The sequence below is a fragment of the Rhizobium sp. AQ_MP genome, from assembly GCF_014237835.1.
Lineage (GTDB): Bacteria > Pseudomonadota > Alphaproteobacteria > Rhizobiales > Rhizobiaceae > Allorhizobium.
The window spans coordinates 60,217-76,879 of the sequence record NZ_JACJVI010000020.1 but is presented as its reverse complement, the minus strand read 5'-3'; the positions used below and the strand labels follow the sequence as shown (position 1 = coordinate 76,879).

The 16,663-nt window shown below is 59.1% G+C and carries 21 protein-coding genes and 1 pseudogene; 8 read left to right on the top strand and 14 right to left on the bottom strand.

Annotated elements, in window-relative coordinates; all coding sequences use genetic code 11:
- The 8 genes from H6M51_RS21635 to H6M51_RS21600 form a co-directional block, all read right to left on the bottom strand.
- On the bottom strand, positions 1–149 hold a 149-nt coding region (locus H6M51_RS21635), incomplete at its 3' end, for a twin-arginine translocation signal domain-containing protein (protein WP_185811875.1).
- Positions 124–417: a chaperone NapD gene (locus H6M51_RS21630; RefSeq protein WP_185811874.1), complete on the bottom strand. Its 294-nt coding sequence runs from the start codon at positions 415–417 to the stop codon at positions 124–126. The genes H6M51_RS21635 and H6M51_RS21630, both read right to left, overlap by 26 nt.
- Positions 398–898 (bottom strand): ferredoxin-type protein NapF, encoded by a 501-nt coding sequence (locus H6M51_RS21625; RefSeq protein WP_185811873.1) that lies wholly within the window; start codon positions 896–898, stop codon positions 398–400. Before H6M51_RS21625 ends, H6M51_RS21630 begins: the two co-directional genes overlap by 20 nt.
- Before the next feature lie 11 nt (positions 899–909).
- Complete coding sequence (gene napE / locus H6M51_RS24765) at positions 910–1,104, bottom strand: periplasmic nitrate reductase, NapE protein (protein WP_348644559.1); 195 nt, start codon at positions 1,102–1,104, stop codon at positions 910–912.
- A 191-nt stretch (positions 1,105–1,295) separates the two neighbouring features.
- A complete protein-coding gene (locus tag H6M51_RS21615) occupies positions 1,296–1,931 on the bottom strand; it encodes a helix-turn-helix domain-containing protein (RefSeq protein WP_185811881.1) in 636 nt (211 codons plus the stop codon).
- Between the two features lie 67 nt (positions 1,932–1,998).
- Positions 1,999–2,346, bottom strand: coding sequence for a hypothetical protein (locus tag H6M51_RS21610; RefSeq protein ID WP_054160197.1), 348 nt, complete (start codon positions 2,344–2,346; stop codon positions 1,999–2,001).
- Positions 2,347–2,458: 112 nt separating this feature from the next.
- Complete coding sequence (gene fixJ / locus H6M51_RS21605) at positions 2,459–3,070, bottom strand: response regulator FixJ (RefSeq protein ID WP_185811871.1); 612 nt, start codon at positions 3,068–3,070, stop codon at positions 2,459–2,461.
- Positions 3,060–4,541, bottom strand: a complete 1,482-nt coding sequence (locus H6M51_RS21600; protein WP_407073606.1) for a PAS domain S-box protein — start codon at positions 4,539–4,541, stop codon at positions 3,060–3,062. The genes fixJ and H6M51_RS21600 overlap by 11 nt, the downstream gene beginning before the upstream one ends.
- A gap of 469 nt (positions 4,542–5,010) precedes the next feature.
- Between H6M51_RS21600 and rnk the strand changes: the two genes are divergently transcribed.
- The 3 genes from rnk (at position 5,011) to H6M51_RS21585 (ending at position 7,090) form a co-directional block, all read left to right on the top strand.
- The gene (rnk, locus tag H6M51_RS21595) at positions 5,011–5,430 is read left to right on the top strand and encodes a nucleoside diphosphate kinase regulator (protein WP_185811869.1); all 420 of its coding nucleotides are present in this window, start codon (positions 5,011–5,013) and stop codon (positions 5,428–5,430) included.
- Between the two features lie 140 nt (positions 5,431–5,570).
- Positions 5,571–6,110, top strand: a complete 540-nt coding sequence (locus H6M51_RS21590; RefSeq protein ID WP_185811868.1) for a nucleoside-diphosphate kinase — start codon at positions 5,571–5,573, stop codon at positions 6,108–6,110.
- 68 nt (positions 6,111–6,178) lie between these two features.
- Positions 6,179–7,090, top strand: a complete 912-nt coding sequence (locus tag H6M51_RS21585; protein ID WP_185811867.1) for a DMT family transporter — start codon at positions 6,179–6,181, stop codon at positions 7,088–7,090.
- Positions 7,091–7,384: 294 nt separating this feature from the next.
- Here H6M51_RS21585 and H6M51_RS21580 read toward each other — a convergent pair whose 3' ends face one another.
- Entirely contained in the window at positions 7,385–7,681 is a 297-nt protein-coding gene (locus tag H6M51_RS21580; protein WP_185811866.1) for a type II toxin-antitoxin system RelE/ParE family toxin, read from the bottom strand.
- Complete coding sequence (locus tag H6M51_RS21575; RefSeq protein WP_185811865.1) at positions 7,678–7,944, bottom strand: type II toxin-antitoxin system ParD family antitoxin; 267 nt, start codon at positions 7,942–7,944, stop codon at positions 7,678–7,680. Before H6M51_RS21575 ends, H6M51_RS21580 begins: the two co-directional genes overlap by 4 nt.
- Before the next feature lie 382 nt (positions 7,945–8,326).
- On the opposite strand from H6M51_RS21575, the gene H6M51_RS21570 reads away from it, so the two are divergent.
- Positions 8,327–8,578, top strand: coding sequence for a FitA-like ribbon-helix-helix domain-containing protein (locus H6M51_RS21570; protein ID WP_185811864.1), 252 nt, complete (start codon positions 8,327–8,329; stop codon positions 8,576–8,578).
- Positions 8,575–9,006, top strand: a complete 432-nt coding sequence (locus tag H6M51_RS21565) for a type II toxin-antitoxin system VapC family toxin (protein ID WP_185811863.1) — start codon at positions 8,575–8,577, stop codon at positions 9,004–9,006. Before H6M51_RS21570 ends, H6M51_RS21565 begins: the two co-directional genes overlap by 4 nt.
- 110 nt (positions 9,007–9,116) lie before the next feature.
- On the opposite strand, the pseudogene H6M51_RS21560 reads toward H6M51_RS21565, so the two are convergent.
- Positions 9,117–9,440, bottom strand: a pseudogene (locus H6M51_RS21560) (hypothetical protein); the annotation flags it as partial.
- A gap of 208 nt (positions 9,441–9,648) precedes the next feature.
- Here H6M51_RS21560 and H6M51_RS21555 point away from each other — a divergent pair.
- The gene (locus H6M51_RS21555) at positions 9,649–9,876 is read left to right on the top strand and encodes a helix-turn-helix domain-containing protein (protein WP_185811862.1); all 228 of its coding nucleotides are present in this window, start codon (positions 9,649–9,651) and stop codon (positions 9,874–9,876) included.
- Entirely contained in the window at positions 9,873–11,138 is a 1,266-nt protein-coding gene (locus H6M51_RS21550) for a type II toxin-antitoxin system HipA family toxin (protein ID WP_185811861.1), read from the top strand. The genes H6M51_RS21555 and H6M51_RS21550 overlap by 4 nt, the downstream gene beginning before the upstream one ends.
- A 212-nt stretch (positions 11,139–11,350) precedes the next feature.
- On the opposite strand, the gene H6M51_RS21545 is transcribed toward H6M51_RS21550, so the two are convergent.
- From H6M51_RS21545 to H6M51_RS21535, 3 genes are all read right to left on the bottom strand, one after another.
- A complete protein-coding gene (locus H6M51_RS21545; RefSeq protein ID WP_185811860.1) occupies positions 11,351–13,153 on the bottom strand; it encodes an NAD(P)/FAD-dependent oxidoreductase in 1,803 nt (600 codons plus the stop codon).
- A gap of 118 nt (positions 13,154–13,271) precedes the next feature.
- Positions 13,272–14,345 carry a 2,3-butanediol dehydrogenase gene (locus tag H6M51_RS21540; protein WP_185811859.1) on the bottom strand — a complete coding sequence of 358 codons (1,074 nt, stop codon included), beginning with the start codon at positions 14,343–14,345 and terminating at the stop codon, positions 13,272–13,274.
- Positions 14,346–14,509: 164 nt separating this feature from the next.
- The gene (locus H6M51_RS21535) at positions 14,510–16,204 is read right to left on the bottom strand and encodes a sigma-54-dependent Fis family transcriptional regulator (protein WP_348644557.1); all 1,695 of its coding nucleotides are present in this window, start codon (positions 16,202–16,204) and stop codon (positions 14,510–14,512) included.
- Here H6M51_RS21535 and H6M51_RS24760 point away from each other — a divergent pair.
- Positions 16,199–16,414, top strand: coding sequence for a hypothetical protein (locus tag H6M51_RS24760; RefSeq protein ID WP_246780628.1), 216 nt, complete (start codon positions 16,199–16,201; stop codon positions 16,412–16,414). The two genes, H6M51_RS21535 and H6M51_RS24760, sit on opposite strands and share 6 nt — an antisense overlap.
- Positions 16,415–16,663: the final 249 nt, after the last annotated feature.

Below are 16,663 nucleotides of genomic sequence, written 5' to 3'. Positions count from 1 at the left end.
CAGGGTGCCTTCGACCATTTGATCTCCAGCGCCTCTACGCCACCGGGAACGGACTGAGCATGGGCCGGCAAACTGATACCGGCAGTCGCTGCCGCAATCGCGGCAGCATGGGCCTTGAGCAGACTACGCCGCGTCAGTTCTGTGTCCATTGATTAAACCCTCCTCCAAATTCTCTGCATGCTCGAAAACCATGTTTGCCGCCATGACGTCCGGAAGGCCTGAAATGGCGGCGAGTGTCGCTCCCATCTCGCCGCTGGACCTGCCTTCGATCACGATGATGATTTTGCCGTGATCTGCGGCATGCACTTCGACGTTCGGGATCTCGGATAATGTTGCAATGACACCATTCGCGGCTGCCGGTGAGGTCAGGACGACTGCGCTGGAAACATGGTAACGTTCAGAGTTGCGCATCGACATGCGAGCCACTCCTCACCGATATGGAAATTGCGTTCGTCGGACAGTGGCCGATGCAGAGGCCGCAGCCGGTGCAGTCATCCTCTGCAACTGAAGGCTGCCATGGCCCGCCGGCGCGTGGACGAAACCGTATTGCGTCGGTCGGACAATGGTCACGGCATGACTGACACTCGACACTGTTGAGCGCCAGACAATGCGACTGCACCTGTGCCGTGTAGGGGAAGGAAAGGGCAGCGTCGAAGAAGACATCTGCGTGCGGACAATGCTCGCGACATTGGCCGCAAAAATCGCACCCTTCGGATGTAAAATTGAGCGTCGGGATGCCGGAGTGCATCGAGATGATCGACTGCGGACAGTGATCAATGCATGCCCCGCATTGCACGCAGATCTCTGCCACGGGGCGTACGAGGCCCGGCGGCCGGATGCGGACTTCTTCCTTGATCTGTCCTCGAAGAATGGCTCGCCGGGATAGTAAGGTCACCATCGCCTCCTCACTCAAGCTGGAGGACCGGGTGGACCGGCGATGATTTGATACATCCAGACCATGAAGCCGAAGCCTCCGACGGTCGCTACCGCAACGATCGGCCAAATGCCGAACGCGAGAATGAAAAATGTCACAAGCTCGGATCGACGCCGGATACGGCGGCGGGAGGCAGACAGTGTGGTGGTGTTCTCGGTGCTGTGATGCACGGGCGCTCCTCCTTCTTCCTCCCAGCGGATGGTACGGAAGATCACAGGTCTGTCAATCAAAGTGTTATTTCGTGATATCGCAATGGTTGTGCGAAGCGGCATATGCTTGGGCTTTGGCAGTGGTAAATTGTAGATGAGCCACTGAAAAAGTGGGGCGCAAGGTCGATAATGGACTGAGCTGGCGATCCGGCCTAGTTGCTCAGCATTCGAAGCTTTTCTGGTTTCACGATCTCGATGCTGCGGGCATTGCGAAGCTTGACGATTCCCATGTCGCGCAGTTTCGATATCGTGCGCGAAACCGTTTCGATGGTCAGGCCGAGGTAGTCGCCAATGTCGATCCGGCTCATGGGCAGGTCGATCACATCCGTGCCACCCTGGCGATCGGCCAGGTCGACCAGGAAAACGGCAATCTTCTCAAGTGAACTCTGACGGCCGACGACCAGCAGGTGCTCCTGAGCGCGAACCATGGCCTTCAAGGCAACGCCGACCAGACGGTCGTTGAGGTGGCCACCGGCTGCGCGTTCGACACTGGTCAGGCCCGTGTTCACCATGGCCTCCGCATAGAAACTGTGGGTCTCGTTGATCTCGAAACCGAAAGTTTCGCCGACGAGATGAAAGGCGACGATCTGCCTGCGACCATCAGCGAGGAGACGGTAAATGCGCACTGCGCCATATTCTATCTGGTAGAGCGATCGCGTGCGCTCGCCCTGCGCGTAGATCACGCAATCCGGCGCATGGAAGGTTACCGGCCTGATATGCGCCTGGCACCGTGCACGTGGCGATGTGAAAAGGCGCGAATTGAGTGTGATGGAAGCGGCGGTTTGCATCGGCATGTTCCCTCTGGTTGAAGGGATCATGTTGGATCGGGGGCTTCGCCGCTATTGAGTTCTTCCACTACGGGTTCTTACGTAGGGTCGATACTGCATTGGCAATGTCAGGCCCGTTGAGGGGTTTCGACAGCACGCAGATGTCTTGCCTGTTTCCGCTGCCGTAGTCCTTGTCATCCTCCGCCAGGACGACGAGCTTTATGCCGCGGTCTGCCAGGCTGAGGCCGGCCGTCAGATCGGCGGGCGGCAGGCAGGTGTCGAGGATGACGCATTCCGCACGACTGATCGCCTCCGTTGCCATGGTCCAGTCGTTGAACTGTTCCACCGGCTGGCCATGCGTGTTGAGCGCAAAGCTGATCGACCGCAGCAAAGCCGGGTCTTTGACAACAGCAACAATTGCAGACAGCGTGGACAATGGGATCCCAGAAGCTCGGTCGTGATCTTTCACCAAGCTTGCAGATCGCATCTTGGCCGACGCGCCACCTTGTCATGGATCAAGCGTATTGTCGGATTGCGCGGGGATTCGGCTAGATGCTGACGGTCAGTGACATGCGCACCAGTTCGGGAAGGCTGCGCGCCCTCATCTTCGTCATGACATTTGCGCGATGGACTTCGACGGTTCGCGGGCTGATGTCGAGATTGAACGCGATGGCCTTGTTTGGTTGGCCGGCGACGACGGCCGCCAGAATTTGTCGCTCGCGTTCGCTCAGGCTGCCAATGCGCGAGCGGATGTCATCGACGCTGAGCGTACCCGCCGACGAGTCCGCCAGCCTCTCGGCCGCGCGCCGCACCGCTTCAATGATGACGGCCTCTTCAAACGGCTTCTCGATAAAGTCCACGGCACCCGCTTTCATCGCTTCGACGGCCATGGGAATATCGCCATGCCCAGTGACGATGATCGAGGGTATCGGCGGCAATATGCTCGAGATTCTGCGCACCAGATCAAGGCCGCTCATGTCCGGCATGCGCATATCGGTGACCAGTACGGCGTTGCGAAGGCCCGGGGCGATTTCCGAAAAGGCCGTTGCGGACACATGAAGCCTTACGCCGAAACCGTTCACCGTGAGCATGAACCCCAGCGATTTGCGAAGTGCCTCTTCGTCGTCAACGATATGGACGGTGAAGTCATCAGGCTGCATTCTCATCCTCGTCGTGCTGGATAAGGGTGAAACAGAAGGAGGCACCGCCAAGTTGACTCTTGGTGACGGTCATCTCGCCGCCATGGGCCTCGACGATGCGCCTGGAAATCGACAACCCGATCCCCATGCCTCCTGCCTTTGTCGTCGTGAACGGCTTGAAGATATCCTGGGCAACTTCTGGAGCAATTCCGGGACCGGAATCCTCGACCGTCACCGTCAAAAGTCCCATCCTGTCGGAGCCGACGCTGACCCGGATTTCCTTTTCCTCAGTTTGCTTCATAGCCTCGATCGCATTGCGCATGAGGTTGGTCAGCACCTGCTGAATCTGGATCCGGTCGACGAAGACCTGGTCGTTGTCCGAGGTGAAATCGAACACGGTCCGCACACCCTTTTCCCGCGAGCCGACAAGAGCGAGCGCTCCGGCCTCTTCGACGAGTTGACGCAGGCTCTCCGCCCGCTTTTCCGTCTCGCCTTTGGTGACGAACTCGCGCAGGTGTCGAATGATCTGCCCGGCGCGAATGCTCTGTTCGCCCGCTTCCAGCAATGCGTCACGAACCTGGATGTCGCGATCGCCGACCGCGTTCTGCAGCAGGCGCGCGCAGCCATGTACGTAGTTGGCGATGGCCGACAATGGCTGGTTCAACTCGTGCGCCAGCGTCGACGCCATCTCTCCCATTTCGTTCAATCGGCCGAGCCTTGCGAGCTCGGACTGGATCTCCTGCAGGCGGGCAGCGGATTCTTCTCGCTCTGTGAGGTCGCGGACGAAGCCGGTGAAAAAGCGCTTCCCGCCACGTTTGATCTCGCCAACCGCGAGCTTCATCGGAAAGGTAGACCCATCCTTACGCTGGCCGACCACGACGCGGTCGACGCCGATGATCCTTTTTTCGCCCGTTGCCATGTAGCGACGCATGTAACCATCATGCTCGACGCGGTAGGGCTGAGGCATCAGCAGCTTCAGGTTCTGACCGATGGCTTCGGCTTCCGAATAGCCAAACTGGCGGACGGCTGCGGAGTTGAACGAGATGATGATACCGTTTTCGTCACTGACGATGGTGGCATCAAGAACGGTGTCTAAGATAGACCCCATCCGGGCCTCGCGATCATCCAGCGCTTCCTTGAGCTCTGCCAGGGTTTCCCGATCCTGGTCTCTTCGTTTGGCGAACCAGACGATCAACGCCGCTAGGACGGCAAGTGCGACTGCTTGAGCAATGACGATTTCCGAGACGGATGAATGCGTGCTTACAAGCCAAAGGGCGAGGCCGAAAACCGCCGCGAGCAAAGCCGGACCCGCGCCCCCAATCAGCGCCGTGGCGATAACCGGGATCGGCACGAGCAGGGAGAGCGCTTGCGAAGCGGCGCCGCCCATGAGGAAGAGCGGCACGCCGACGATCGCGACCGTTGCGAGAACCGCAACGACATAACCCCAGGAATTGGGGAGCAATCGTCTTTCATTTCGTTGCGTGTTGGCCATTTCGCCCCTGATTTCACACCCAATCAGCCGAAACAATGCAGACGGTGCATTGATCCGCGCCAATTCCGCTCGATTCGACATACCACGCGGCAAGCTAGCCCTTGTGTCCAATTGATAGAAGTCAAAATGCTCCGCGGGGGAGTTTGTCTCCACAGATGGTCCGTTTCTTCGCCTCAGCTCGCCCGCGCTGTCATGCCGGCTGGGGGTGAATCGGCCTTGCTTGACTTCCGTGTCCGAGCCGGCCATGTTTTGATCATGTTGGTCGAACGCTTCCATAACATCCGCACACGGATGTGCCTCATCGCAGGCATCTGACCCCCGGCCCAATCGCGTCGCGATACGGTCGTGGGGCATGGGTAGCGGTCCCCGCCAGGGGACAATGGACTACGAAGCGACACTCAATCCCAGTTTTTGTTTCAGAGCGGTGCGCCGGATGCGCGACCGCGCGTCTTGTACAGGAGGCCCGAGCATGGCTCTCGAAAAGAAACGGCAGCGCAAGCCGGCAATCATTCTCACCCGGACCGATCATGAAAGGCTCTACCGTCTTGCTGAGGCCCATGCCGGCCGGAATCCCGATGTTTCCGAGGAGCTTCTCATCGAGCTCGACCGTGCGCGAATCGTTCACGACGCCAAGATCGGCGCCAATGTCGCACGCATGGGATCCTGGATCCGCTTCACCAGCGATCTCGGGGAAGATCGCAGCGTCACGCTGGTCTTTCCGGGTGAAGCGGATATCGAGGCGAACAAGATCTCCATCCTGACGCCAATCGGCGCGGCCCTGATCGGTCTTTCGACTGGTCAGTCCATCGACTGGGTGGCACGGGACGGGCGTTTACACCGCCTCCATGTCGAAGAGGTCGCATCCCCTGAAGTGGTCGATCCGGCATGATGTTGCCCGCATTTTCCCGCCTCGCGATCCGGGGAGGTTGTCTCATCGCAGGATAGCCTCCCCTGCGCGATGGTCGCGCAGGGGTATCTCCCGCTCATGTCGATGGACGCGCTGGCGACAGCGCGATGGAGAACTGCGAAATGTCGAACGACACTTACATTCTGACTACAAAGGATTTCACCATACTCGAGGCGTTGTGCGACAACTGGCAGGGCCGAAGTGATCGGCTGGTCGCGCTTTGCCGGCACAAGATCCAAAAGGCCATCGTCGTGTTCCGCGACGATCTCCCGGCGGATGTCGCCAGCTTGAACAGCCGTGTGCGCTTTCGCGTCCGTGGTGGTGAAAGCGACATCCGCGTGATCTCAACCGGCCAGGCAACCGGCCCGGTCGGTCTGTTTCTGCCCATCACGACACTGCGTGGCCTTGCTCTGCTCGGGCTTCGCGAAGGCCAGGAGATCGCGTTTGAAAATACGAATGGTGTCGGAGAGACCATGTTGCTGGAAGCCGTGGAATACCAGCCCGAGGCATCGCGGCGGGAACGGCAGATGATCGGTCAGGAGGCGGGCAGGAGCCCGCTGAGACAGCACTTGCGTCTCGTGTCGGGCGGCATGGATGGACGCCAAGGTCAGCTGACCGGTGCTTCGGACGGTTTCGACGATCAGGGTCCTTCAGCGGCCTGACCCCATTCCACCACTCTCTCGGGCGCGAGCTCTTATCCGGGCACACGTCCGACCTGAAAGAACTGAACATGCAGAACATCAAGCAGTTTCAACATTCCGATTTCATCCAGGGGCTCATCTGGATGGCCCTCGGCATGATCTCCTTCGTTGGAATGTCCGTCGGATCGCGAGAGCTTGCCAGCACTCTGTCGATCGAACAGGTACTTTTCTTTCGCGCGCTGATCGGCCTTTGTGTCATCGTCGCCTTCGGCCGGATGTTGCTGCCGGAACTGCGTCACGCGAAGCTGTTCAAACTGCATCTTGCACGCAACCTCGTGCATTTCATGGCCCAGTATCTCTGGACGATCGGCGTCGTCATGCTGCCGCTCGCTTTGGTGTTCGCTCTGGAATTCACCATGCCGATCTGGGTTGCTCTGTTTGCCTTCTTGTTTCTGCGCGAGAAGATGACGCGGCCAAGGATCTTCGCAACGATCAGCGGCTTCATCGGCGTGCTTGTGATCATCCGTCCCGGTATCGCGATGGTCGACCCGGCTGCGGGTCTCGTCCTGATCGCCGCCGCCGGTTACGGGCTCTCCTTGATTTTCGTCAAAAGGCTGACGCGCGACGTCTCACCAGGTGCGATCGTGGTCTGGATGATCGTCATCCAGCTGCCACTCGGCCTCGTGGCTTCGCTGACTGACTGGCAGCCAGTACATCTCGCGGATATCCCCTGGATGGTGGTTGCCGGCCTCGGAGCTCTCTGCGCCCATTACTGCCAGGCGCAAGCGCTGAAGCGCCTCGATGCGTCCGTTGCGATGCCGATTGATTTTCTGCGCGTGCCGATGGCCGCCGTCGTCGGCTCCTACGCCTATGGCGAGGCGATCGACCTCTGGGTTTTCCTTGGCGGTGCCATCATCGTGCTGGCCAATTATTGGACCGTCATGGCGGAACGACGCGCCGGAATGGGATCGCCTTCCGCCGGCCGGCTCCTCCAGGATTAGTGTGAATGCCTGGTGTTGGCATCCCATGAACGGATCGCTGACGCCATGGCAGAAGTAACTTAATGTAGCAACGTGTAGCCAGCCAGCCAGTAGAATGTTCGGTGGAGCAGTCCGCCCTCGTCAGTTCCATAATTCAATCTTATGCTACTTGGATCGATATTTACTCCATGAATTAGACACCTGCAGATAGATCGACAGCAAGACGACTTCCCTCCGATGATCTGCAAGTTTACATTAAAACTAGCTATTCCCTTCGTGTTTCGCTTCATTTTGCCTCAGATCGACCTGATTTGATCATTCGTCAAAAAGGAATACGCCATAGTCCGTTGCGCCGTGCAGGATGTGGATAATGACCACTTTGGCGGGCTCAACGCGATAGAAGATCAGGTAGTTGCCGTGAACGCGTCGACGGATTCCATGATCTTCATAGCGAGGAACGAGGGCGAAGCTGTTGGGGTGACTGATCAGATCTTCACACCGGCTCCGCAGCTCTCGAATGAATGAAAGAGCGCGCCGTGGATTGTGCTCGGCAATGTAATCGGCGATCTCCTCAAGATCGCCTTCGGCCTCGCTGGTAAACTCAAGGATCATGCGGAATTTTCGGCTTTGTCAGCCATTGCATGGTATTTAGCGTCGAGACGGTCGAACACATCGCTGGCCGACTTAGTCCGACCGCTGTCCGCATCAGAGATGCCGCGCATGATTGAAGCATCCAAAGCGGCGAGTCGCGTTTCACGGTCTTGAACCAGCCGCACGCCTTCGCGCAGGACTTCACTTTTCGAGCCGTAGCGACCTGTATCCACGAGCTGCTGAATATAGTTTTCGAGCTGCTTTCCCAGATCAGCGCTGATCATACGTATCTCCTTAAGAGGCAACGGGAATAAGATAGTCGGTTTATCAACTATTATCAAGCGAGTGAGTCCGCGCCCGCCGTTCGGCGCTGGCCAATTCCCCCTCTCCTAATGGGCGACCCAAAGAGACTTCGGTGATAATTATGGTCGGGCGAACTCAGTAGTGGGGGACTGTCGGGAAAGCCGCCAGGATGTGAATCCCTATTCTCACCCCGGGATAGAACTGCGATACGACACCTTGAAGTGCAATTGGCAGGTCACCGGTTCGCTTCTGCAGGAGAAAGTCGGCTCTGATTTTCCTGCTGCCTCTCCGAGAGCCACTTGAACAATGATATCATGTGAACTAATTTGATATCATTGTTGTTGGCTAAATGAGGTCATGAGGATGCCGGCAGTTACCATTCGGAATCTTTCTGATGAAACCCATCGCGCTTTGCGTGTGAGAGCAGCTCATCATGGCCGGAGCACTGAGGCGGAAATCCGCGATATTCTCGATGCCGCTGTTCGCCCGTCTCAGCGCATAAAGCTCGGATCATTGCTTGTGGACATTGGTCGGGAGGCCGATCTGTCAGACAGTGATGTTGAAGCTCTGCAACAGCGCGACAATACGCCAGCTGAACCGATGACTTTCGGATGATCTTGATAGACACCAACGTGATATCAGAGCCGTGGAAGCCGGCTCCGGCTGCAACGGTTGTGGCTTGGTTGGATGCCCAAGCAATCGAAACGCTCTTTATCTCTGCGATATCGGTTGCGGAGCTTCGGTTTGGCATCGCATCAATGCCTACCGGGCGCCGTCAAACAATCCTCCGCAACCGCCTTGAGGATGAGGTGCTACCACATTTTGTTGAGCGTATTTTGCCCTTCACCCTAAGCACCTCGCGGTTCTACTCTGATCTGATGGCAGGCGCGCGAGTATCCGGTAAAGCGATCGGTATGGCCGATGGATTGATTGCGGCCACAGCGGCAGAGCGGGGTCTCGTGGTGGCAACGAGAGACACAAGCCCGTTCAAGGCAGCTGGATTGAACGTTATCAATCCGTGGATTGATCAGAACTTCGACTAGAAGGCCGTTGGTGCAAATCCCATCAAGGCGAAGAAGACCGGCAGGGCCCATACAGATGCGGGGCTTGGTTTGCATCTGCATGTGCGATGTGGAGCAGCCATTACGAGCGTCTATGCGGCTTCCCAAACCTGATTGAGGATCTTTGCCGCAAGCGCCGCCTTGTCCTGCGGCAAGAATCGGCCGTAGTGTTGCTGAACGACATCCGGTGTGTCTTGGATGGCATAACTCGCCTGCTCATACGATCCGGTCTGCTTAAGGATAGGCGTTGCCAGAATATCCCAAAGATTATGCGGTCCGTGCGGCAGCAATCCCTTAATAGCGCCGCGGCCGGTATAGGGGTTGTAGATGCCATAGCGTTGGATCACGCTGCGCCAGGCTTCATAGAATTTGGTGGAATCGTATGCCGCGTCCAGGCTGGTTGCTAGGACGGGTCTTCGAGCGGCCACATCCCCAGTTCCTGAGATGGCACCGTGAGAACTGTTTCAAGCAGTAAAGATTAGGGTAGTCCTGCGGAGTTGTGGATTCATCCCGATCGGTTCTATTTTGGTCAGTTGGCGCCATTAATCCTAAAATCATCCCGATCGGTTCTTTTGACTTCCCTTCATACCATCTGATGATATAATCATCCCGATAGGGGTGATTATGGAAACGATCAAAGATACGAAAAGCCTCGGCATGCTGATCTGTCAGGAGCGCAAACAGCAGGGTTTAACCCAGGAGCAACTCGCCGGGGTGATTGGTGTGGGCGTACGGTTTCTGCGTGAACTCGAGGCCGGAAAAGAGAGCTGCCAGATTGGCCGTGCGATGCAAGTCCTGGCTGGTTTGGGCCTCGTTGTTTCGGTCGGTCGTCGCCAGGGTCCTCGATCATGACACGCGTATTGGATGTCTATTTTCGCGACACCAAGGCGGGCGTACTCGGCCGGCTTGATGACGGCCTGCTGACTTTTGCCTATGACGGCGCGTATCTCCTGGACCAACGATCGCGTGCGATCTCGTTCTCGATGCCCCTGCAGGAAAAGCCATTTGGTGATCAGGTGGTGCGCCCGTTTTTCTCCGGCCTCTTGCCGGACGAAGGCGCACGGCAACGCCTCGCTGGGGCGCTCGGCCTTTCGGCAGGCAATGCTTTCGGGCTACTGGAAATTATCGGGGGTGAATGCGCAGGTGCCTTGTCATTCTATCCCGCCGGCACGGCGCCCGAACCTCCCGGCCAGTCCCAAGCCGAAATTCTCACTTCGGAACGTCTGGATGAAATTCTCAGCAGGTTGCGGACCCGCCCTTTGCTTGGTGGGGACGAGGGCATTCGCTTATCGCTCGCCGGCGCGCAGGATAAACTGGCGGTCATTGTCGATGGAGATTCCATTGCCTTGGCGAGAGATGGTCGACCAACGACCCATATCTTGAAACCGGTCATCCAGGCGTTGGAAGGCACAGTGGAGAACGAGTATTTTTGTATGCGGCTGGCTGCCCGCCTCAAGCTGCCGGTACCCCATGTCGAGATACGCCTAGACGGGGCGACTGCCTTTCTCCTGGTTGAACGTTACGATCGGACGAAGGCTGCAGACGGCATCATTGAGCGCCTACACCAGGAAGACTTTTGCCAGGCCCTTAGCGTACCGCCGGAGCTGAAGTATGAGGCCGAGGGCGGACCGGGAACAGAACGGGCTCTCGGGCTGATCGACCAGGCCTGCGCTAGACCTGCCGCGGATCGGTTACAGTTCATCCGCATGCTGATCTTCCACTATCTCGTCGGCAACGCCGATGCCCATGGCAAGAACTACGCCCTGCTTTATGGCTCCGATGAACCGGATCTGGCACCGATCTACGATGTCGTTTGCACGGCCGTTTATCCTCGCTTGTCAAAGTGGCTCGCCATGAAGATTGGTGGCCGCGATGTGCCCGACACGATCCAGTTGAAGCATTGGGCGACACTCGTGCCCGAAACCAAATCTTCTCAGCGCATCCTTGTCCGCGATCTTGCCCAGATGGCGGAAAGGATTGTGAGCGAGGCCGACGCCCTGGTTGCAGAACTGGCCCACGAGGGGATCAGGCACCCCATCCTGAGCGCAATTCGCAAGGTCATCTCAAGTCGGGCTGGTTTGCTACAGAGAGCCGCGGAGCAGGTAAGCAGTTAAGGGTCCCGGATATCCACCGCTTTGTCCTTGGACAAACGGGTCGGTGGTTCGAATCCTTCCAAGATCGAAGACGACTGGTATCGCACAGAACGCGGAGACAACTATCCCATTCGCCAAGAGCATCGACGATTACGATTACGATTACGATTACGACGACGCCGCTGGCGGGAAAGTCCGGGGGCGCCGGCGGAACCGGCGCCCTTTGATCGGCATCACGACAGATGATGCGGCTCGATGAGGCCGTAGACGGGGGTGTCGATCCCGGCCTGACGTGCCTTCAATTGCAGTGACAGGTATTGCGAGTAGTGGCGGGACTGGTGAAGGTTGCCTCCATGGAACCACAGCGCTTCCTGTCGCGTCGGCTTCCACATGTTGCGCTGTTCACCCTCCCAGGGACCGGGGTCCTTGGTCGTGTTCGAGCCGAGGCCCCAGCACTTGCCGACCTTGTCAGCCACTTCGCGCGAGATGAGATCGGCAGCCCAGCCGTTCATCGAGCCGTAGCCAGTCGCGTAAACGATGAGGTCCGCCGGAAGCTCCGTGCCGTCCTTCAGCACGACGGCATTCTCCGTCAGGTGCGAGACATCGACGCCCGACTTCAGCTTGATCGAGCCGTCGATGACGAGATCGCAGGCCCCGACATCGATGTAATAGCCCGACCCCCGGCGCAGGTATTTCATGAACAGGCCTGAATCGTCATCGCCGAAATCCAGCATGAAGCCAGCCTTCTCCAGCGCTTGATAGAAATCGGCATCCTGCTCGCGGATCTTGTTGTAGATCGGGATTTGGAACTCATGCATGATCCGGTAGGGTAGGGACGCGAAGATCAGGTCCGCCTTTCGCGTCGTCATGCCGCTCTGGACTGCCCGTTCGGAGTAAAGATCGCCTAGTCCGATCTCCATCAGCGAGTCCGACTTGACGATATGGGTGGACGAGCGTTGCAGCATGGTGACGTCGGCGCCGGCTTCCCAAAGTGCCGCGCAGATGTCATGGGCGGAATTGTTGGAGCCGATGACGACGACTTGTCTGCCGGCATAGGCATCCGGTCCCGGATGCTGCGAGGAATGCTGCTGTTCGCCCTTGAAGATGTCCTGACCTTCGAATTTCGGAACATTGGCCTTGCCCGACATGCCGGTTGCCAGCACCAGCTGCTTAGGTTTGAGCACCACTTCCTTGCCGTCGCGCTCGACCACCACCGTCCATTCGCCTGTCGCCTCGTCATATTGCGCTGACTTCGCCGTGGTCGAGCCCCAATAGTTGAGCTCCATGACCCGGGTATACATTTCCAGCCAGTCGCCCACCTTGTCCTTCGGCGTGAAGACCGGCCAGTTTTCCGGGAAAGGGATATACGGCAGGTGATCGTACCAGACCGGGTCGTGCAGGCAGAGTGACTTGTAGCGCTTGCGCCAGCTGTCTCCGGGTCGTTGGTTCTTCTCTATGATAATGGTCGGCACGCCGAGCTGGCGAAGACGCGCGCCGAGCGCAATGCCACCCTGGCCGCCGCCGACGATCACGACATAGGGCTGGATGGTGTAACCGAGTTCGGCCGCCTCGGTTTCCTGCTTTTCCTTCCAGGTCCGGCGGTTACGGTCATGGCCGTGCTCTGCCCCCATTGGGCGACGGAAACCCTTGGGCTCCTCGTGACCCTTAAGTTCCGTCATGGTGGTCAGAAGCGTCCAGATCAGGCCCTCCTTGAGGCGGATATGGCCATAGCCACGGGCAACGTCGGTTTCAAATTCGAACCAGCCCTCGGTGACGCCGCCGGCTTCGGACGCCGCCTCTTTGCTATCCTGGACAAAGTTGGAAGGTTTGATTGCCGCAAGCTGGCTCGTCAGCATGTCGCGGATCTGCTCATGGCCTTCCAGCGTCTTCAGGTTCCAGGTGAAGGTCACCAGGTCGCGCCAGTAGCAGTCGGCCTGAAACAGGTTGACGGCGGCGTCGATGTCGCCGCTTGCAAACACCTTTTCGAGTTTTGCAAGCGCCGTATCGATCTTGGTTGCGGGGCTGATATCAAGCATGTCTTCTCCTCCATGAATGCTTGGGTGTGGTCAGGAGAACGCCCGTGCGGGGCGTTCCGTCAAAGCGTCCAGGCCACAGCCTTCGGGGCTCCTCTCCCTGAAGGCGTGGCCAGGGTGCTTATTTCGAAAGATCGATCAGGATCTTCAAATGGGTGCCGGCTGGGTCAAGGAGGGCGTCGAAGCCCTCCTTGACCGCCGAATCGAGCGTGATGCGCTTGGTGACGATCTTGGTCGCTGGCAGCAGGCCGGAGGCGATCAGGCCGATGACGCGCGGCCAGTAGTGGGTCGGATAGGCCCAGGAGCCCTTCACTTCGAGGTCCCGAAATGTGACCTGGAACCAGTCGATCGGGTTTTCGTGTGGATGCAGACCTGTCTGCACGACGACGCCCTGCTTGCGTACGGCATCGACGCAAGCCTTCAGCGCATGCTCGTTGCCCACGCATTCGATCGCGACGTCGCAACCGACCTGGCCCTCGGTCTGGGCGCGCACGACATCGCCGACCTTGTCGCGCTTCGGATTGATCGTGATGACGTCGGGCAGCACCTTCCTGGCAAGTTCGAGCCGTGAGTCGTTGAGATCGGAGACAAACAGCTTGGTCGCGCCGGCCGCGCGGGCGGCGAGCAGCGTCAGCATGCCGATCGGGCCGGCGCCGGTGACGAGAACGCTGTTGCCGGCGGTCACGCCGCCGCGGTCGCAGGCATAGACGGCAACGGCCGTCGGTTCGACAAGTGCGGCCTCCTCATCGGTCATCTCGTCCGGGATCTTCTGGACGTTGTACTCGTTGACGGTGGCAGCCTCGGCCATGCCGCCGCCGTCCCAGCTCAAGCCCACCAGTGCCAGCTGCGTGCTCAGGTGGAACAGGCCTCGGTCGGCGAAATAGTCGCCGGAGCGCGGCATGACGAGCGGCTGGATCGAGACGCGGTCGCCGACGGCAACCGAGGTCACACCTTCCCCGACGGCTTCGACAACGCCGCCGAATTCATGGCCGAGCACCTGCGGACCGTGGGCGCCGGTAAAAGGATGCGGCTTTGTTGGGATGAAGATCGGGCCATAGCTGTATTCGTGAAGATCGGTTCCGCAAATCCCGACGAAGCGGTTGCGAACGAGAATCTGACCTGGTCCCGGCATCTTCGGCTCGGGAATATCTTCGAGCCGCAAGTCCTTGGCGGCATGAAATCTCAGGGCACGCATGTTTCCTCCACAAGGCTGCTTTTGATATCCTCAAGGAGAGCAACCCCTGTGCCAGCTGTGCACCTCATCCAGATGACTGAAATCGCAGCGCTTTTAGAACCTAAGCAGGTGAAGGGCGCCACAGGTGTGGCGCAACAGCTGTGGCAGGTGCCGCAGTGGCCTGTTTAGTGTGGGCGGTCTATGCCAAATCGCTTCATCCGACGATGAAGGGTCGTGCGATCGATGCCGAGACGGCGTGCGGCTTCCGAGACATTGCCCTTGCAGCCCATGAGCACGGCCCTGAGTTCCGCTTCCTGTCCATGTTCGTGACGGTCCGGAGCCGATCGTATGAATTGATCCGGCAGGTCCGTGACCTCGATCATGCCGTCGTCGCAAAGGGCTGCCGCAAAGGCGATGGCATTGTCGAGCTCGCGGATATTGCCCGGCCAGCGATGGGCCAGAAGCAGCGTCCGGGCTACGCCGGAAAGCGTGAGGGGCCGGCCGCGCGTGCCGTGTTTATCGAGCATTCGTTCGAGCAGCCAGGGCAGGTCCTCGCGTTCGCACAGCCGTGGCAGCGACAGGACGGCGGTGTTCAGCCGATAATAGAGATCTTCCCGAAAACCGCCCGATGAGACCATGTCGGCCAGCGCATGATGCGATGCGGAGAGGATGCGGAAGTCGATCTTGCGGGCGACCGAGCCGCCGACGGGCAAAACCTCGCCTTCGGCCAGGACCCTCAGCAAACGGCTCTGCGCCGCATAGGGCATGTCGCCGATCTCGTCGAGTAACAGCGTTCCGCCTTCGGCCTCCTCGATCAACCCCTTTCGTCCCTTGGCCAAGGCGCCGGTGAAGGCGCCTGGTACATAGCCGAAGAGCTCGCTTTCGATCAGCTGTTCTGGGATGGCGGCGCAGTTGACCGCCACGAAGCGGCCGGAAAGGCCGCTCACCTCATGAATGATGCGGGCGAGATATTCCTTGCCGGTTCCGGTCTCTCCCTGCAGCAGGATCGGCAGGCGGCTGGGGGCGAGCCTTGTTACCTTGCGTCGGAGGATGTCGATCGAAGGCACGATGCCGCCGAGCCGACTGATAGCTGGCAGCCGGTCGGACGAATGGACAAGCGGCAGGCTCGCCGTACGCTGCTGCGGCTCGATGGCATGGGCAAAGAGCAGCGAGCCGTCGCGCACCGCGATCCGCCGGTCCTGAGGCAGGCTGGCGCGGGTGAGCGAAGCGAGTTCGTCGAGCCCGGCCTGGAAGAAGTCGGTGACCGGCTTTCCGATCAGAAGCTCGGGCGATCGCCAGTCTATCCCGGAAGATGTGGCCAGAAGTCTGGCGCCTCCGTGGGTCATGCCGCTGATCCGTCCCGCGCCGTCGACGGAGATCGCGGCTTCCGGGTCGACGTCGAGAAATTCTGGCGCGCCTGCAAAGCGCAGCACCAGATCGTGGCGGCTGTTTGCCATGAGATTGGCCAGTTCGATGCGCCGCACGGTCGATGAGACGAGATGGCGCGCCATATTCTGGCTTGTCTTGAGGATGGGTGAGCTCAGAAGCGAGATATCCAAGACGGCAGCCAGCGTCCCTTGCGTATCGTAGATCGGCGCGGCAGTGCACGAGAGCGGCGTGTGGGTATTGTCGAAATGATCGGTCTGATGGATGGTCAGGGCCTCGCCGGTCGCGAGGCAGGCACCCACTGCACAGGTGCCGGCGCGTGGCTCGGACCATTCCGAGCCAAGATAGAGCCCTGCCTTGCGCAAATTGTTGTTGAAGGACGGGTCGCCCAGAAATTCAACGGTGACACCCTGCCGGTCCGATAGCAGCAGCACGTAGTTCTGCTCGGCGACCTGCCGGTAGAGCCGCTCCAGACCGGAGCGGGCGATATGCACAAGGTCTTCCGCCTGCTGGCGATGTTCGCGCAGCCGAGTCTGAGAGACGATGACCGCCTCGCGCGCCTGCGCAGGATCCAGCTGATAGGTTTCCAGGCAGCGACGCCAGGATTCAATGACAATGGCGTCGCGACCCGTGTTGCTCCCTCGTCCAACCTGCTCGATTTCTTTTATGTGATCCGCAAAACCCATCAAATCACCGGCCTTTAAGGCCGCCTCCCGTGATCACAGATTGGTCGTAGCTTCATCGGCCTTGCTGCCTTACGCTCACTGGAAATGTCGCCTGCATCTGGTGCGCCTTCGGCCCCCAGAGACTGCGATGATTCAACGCCAAGAGCAACCCTGGCCCTAACCTGATTTCCTTGGCAACGGAGAAGCCGCGGTTCTATTGCATGCCGCAACGGAGCCGCGGTCGCATCCCGTAGATCCCATTCTCAGACCTCTGGAGCGAATAGGGTT